This window comes from Nostoc cf. edaphicum LEGE 07299 (genome assembly GCF_015207245.1).
GTDB lineage: Bacteria > Cyanobacteriota > Cyanobacteriia > Cyanobacteriales > Nostocaceae > Nostoc > Nostoc edaphicum_B.
Map to the genome: position 1 here is coordinate 1 of NZ_JADEXF010000983.1, position 2,638 is coordinate 2,638.

Consider the following 2,638-nt stretch of genomic DNA (forward strand, 5'->3'; position numbering starts at 1 on the left):
CTTTCAACTCCTTCATCACCTGTAATTCTTGTTAAGCAGAGCCTACAAGAATATCGGTAAACATAAGCTAAACTATGATTTTTCAAGATTTGAATTTCTGGCGATCCTGATTGAAAAGCTCGCTCCAATGCTTTGAACTGACAGTCTTCCATAAATTCAACTTTAGATGACATTGAATTTGAAGATTGACGATAATAAATCTGCGGTTTGCTAACTACAACAAACGACCATTTTGCAGCTAAACGTAGCCAATAATCCCAATCTGCTGCTCCTGATACTGAAGGTTCAAACTCTCCTACAGATTCAATCGCTTGCTTACGGATTAAGGGATTTGAACCACTAGCAATAAAGTTCCAGGTTAATAAATTCGCCAAAACCTTACCTTGGAAAAAGATTGGCCGATCCATGTGGCAATTTCCAGTTTGTTCATCCATAAAATAAGTCCAGCTATAAGCAACACCCGCCTCTGGATTTTTCTGCAAAGCTTCTAACTGAAGTTCCAGCTTATCGGCTGTCCATAAATCGTCAGCATCAAGAAAGGCTATAAAATCTCCCTTGGCATGAGAAATACCACGGTTACGAGCTACTGATAAACCCCCATTCTCATAGGAAAAGACTTTTAGACGACTATCTTTTAGCTCATCCAGTAGCGTAAGAGTTCCGTCTGTTGAACCATCATTGATCACAATTATCTCAAAATCAGAAAAAGTTTGTTGTTGTACTGAGACAATTGTATCGACAATTGTGCGCTCAGAATTATAAGCGGGAATAATGACAGATATAGTTGGCATATAATTTCAATAAGTTGCTAAATTTTACTAGCGAATTAGTATCAAAAGGTTGCTTTCTAATAACAGTCTCTATTGCAGCCTTGGAACCGCAACAGACCTAGCTAAAGAAAAAGGTCGAGTCAAGTACTTAGCAATTCGAGGAGAAAGGACTTGCATTACTAGCCATTTCATTAAATAACGCTGAGTTACTCTTTCTCGCAAAATCTGAGGATATAAAGAAACTGTCTTCCACAATTTACGACCAGCTTGGTTGACCTGTTCTCTATTAGTCACATGAGCCAGTTCCATACCCGTTAAATATTGATAGATATTTGCTAGGCTTTGATTTCTAAGATTTTGTAACTCTGGCGGTGCTGCTTGAAAGCCTCTCTCCAAGACAATAAGCAAATATTTCTCCATCTTTTCAACTTTAGTTGACATAGATTTTGAAGAGTGACGATAGAGAATTTGAGGTTTGGGAACTACTGCAAAATCCCAGTGCTGTGCTACACGAAACCAATAATCCCAATCTTCCACAGAAGAAAGTGTTGGGTCGAATTCTCCAGCAGATTCAATTGCTTGTTTACGAATTAAAGGATTAGAACCATTGGAAATAAAGTTACTGAGTAATAATTTGTCATACACATTACCTTCATAGACTACATTATGACCAGGGTGAAAAATCTCTGCTGTTTCACTCATGTTCAGAGTCCAGCTATAAGCAAGTCCTGCCTCTGGATGTTTTTGCAATGCTGCTAGTTGTAGCTCTAATTTATCAGGTGTCCATAAGTCATCGGCATCGAGAAATGCCATAAACTCTCCAGTGGCATGAGAAATACCACGATTACGAGCTACTGATAGACCAGCATTGCTGTATGAAAAAATCTTGAGACGAGAATCTTCAATAGTCTTCAAAAGTTCTAAAGTCCGATCGGTTGAGCCATCATTAATAACAATTAGCTCAAAATCAGAAAAGGTTTGTTGAAGAACGGATTTTATCGTTTCTAAAATGGTGCGTTCAGCATTGTAAGCGGGAATAATAACGGATATAGTTGTCATAGAGTTTAACCAGATGGAAAGTAGAAAGATTTTTGTAATTTCCCGTGTAGGCAGAGCATAAACCAGTTAGTTTGGGAATAGTTCCAAAAGTTCTTGTGCAGCCACCTGAATTTGTGAAGGTTCTTTTACAAATCTGCAAAAGGGAATTGAGGAAGTCCAAGCTTGATAAAATGCCTCATTTTTATGGTAAGCATTAGGTAGAAATACATGAGGAATACCCATAAGAATGCAGAGAATATGTCCGTGCAAGCGGTTTGTAATAATGAGACGATGCTGCTTGAATTGATACATCCCATGATGCATATAACTTAAAGATTTAAGATGCATTGAGGAATTATATAAGCTATTGAATCCAAAGGAATAATGATGGAAGTATTTCCAAAGATGTCGGTATATCCACTCACCAGGAATCACTGTACCTTTTTGCAAGCCTTCCCGAATTCGCTCCATGCGTTCAGTGGTGTCATATTTGAAAGAAGCCCAATCTTCTACAACTAAATTAGGAAGATCGATAGAAGTCTGAGAATTACTTGTATTCAACTCTTTGTCATTTCTATAGTGATACAAAATAGAGTTGCTGCGCTTATATCTTGATAATAGACCAGGTAAGTTGACCATTTCAAAAGCCATATCAGGTGCTTTAATTACCTGACAGTTGTAGAAATATTTTAGAGCCAGTTCATAGCTGTATTCGTCCCGGACAAACAAAGTCAAATTAGGATGTGAGTTGAATATATTTGCTGCTTCGATTAAATTGGTTGGCTCAACAAAATAAATACTTTGTGGTAGGATAATTATCGGTCGATCCC

3 protein-coding genes are annotated in these 2,638 nt (G+C 37.7%); all 3 read right to left on the reverse strand.

Translation table 11 applies throughout. The features are described from left to right. Positions 1 to 791, reverse strand: a 791-nt coding sequence (locus IQ229_RS23425) for a glycosyltransferase family 2 protein (protein WP_194047876.1), incomplete at its 3' end; no start/stop codon positions are given. A gap of 69 nt (positions 792 to 860) precedes the next feature. Next, complete coding sequence (locus IQ229_RS23430; protein WP_194047878.1) at positions 861 to 1,829, reverse strand: glycosyltransferase family 2 protein; 969 nt, start codon at positions 1,827 to 1,829, stop codon at positions 861 to 863. A 66-nt stretch (positions 1,830 to 1,895) separates the two neighbouring features. After that, positions 1,896 to 2,638 (reverse strand): polysaccharide pyruvyl transferase family protein (locus IQ229_RS23435; RefSeq protein WP_194047880.1); only part of this gene is annotated, 743 nt, incomplete at its 5' end.

Bases quoted from the DNA above. Each gene is read 5' to 3' on its own strand.
- IQ229_RS23430 (WP_194047878.1), bottom strand. From the start codon at position 1,829: ATGACAACTATATCCGTTATTATTCCCGCTTACAATGCTGAACGCACC.